At 48.3% G+C, this 741-nt stretch carries 1 protein-coding gene; it reads left to right on the top strand.

The window, feature by feature from the left end:
• Positions 1 to 741: ISL3 family transposase (locus tag I6E24_RS16505; protein WP_235329801.1), on the top strand; the 741-nt coding region annotated here is incomplete at both ends.

Here is a 741-nt window from a genome sequence, read left to right as displayed (position 1 = left end):
TTATAGGACTCCCGATAGGCGGCAAAAAGGTGATAATCCGCATGAAAGTCCAACGCTATAAGTGCAAGAATCAGGATTGTGATTATGACCGTCAGGAGAGCATACCCTTTGCCACGGGTAGTTGCGGTTACACCCATCGTTTCGCGAAATATGTAGTGGGTCTGTTAAGGAGCATGACCTTGAAAGACGCAGCCAATCTCCTGGGCGTATCCTGGGATACCGTCAAGGATATCCATACGCGTCATCTTGAATACCATTACGCGCCTCCTTCCCTTGAGGGAGTGGACAGCATCGGCATAGATGAATTTGCGGTCAGGAAAGGACATGTGTACAAGACAATCGTGGTTGACCTGAAGAGTGGCCGTATTCTCTATGTCGGTAACGGCAAAGGAGCAGACGCCCTGGATGGCTTTTGGAAACGGATCAGAAGAAAAGGCGTTGACATCAAGTATATTGCAACAGATCTCTCCGCCGCCTTCATCTCCTCTGTATATGAAAATTGCCCGAATGCGGTGCACGTGTTTGACCATTTCCATGTGGTAAAGCTTATGAACGAGAAGCTGGATGAAATACGCAGGGTGCAATACCACATGGAAAAAGACATCAACAAACGCAAGGTGTTGAAAGGTACGCGATACCTGTTACTGAGTAATGGGGCGGATATCTTCGACAAGGAGTATAAGACACGGCTTGACAACGCGCTGGATATGAACAAGCCCCTGTCGCAGGCATACTACCTGA

This window comes from Bacteroides caecigallinarum (genome assembly GCF_021530995.1).
GTDB classification, from domain to species: domain Bacteria; phylum Bacteroidota; class Bacteroidia; order Bacteroidales; family Bacteroidaceae; genus Phocaeicola; species Phocaeicola faecigallinarum.
This window is presented reverse-complemented; position numbering and strand designations above follow the sequence as displayed.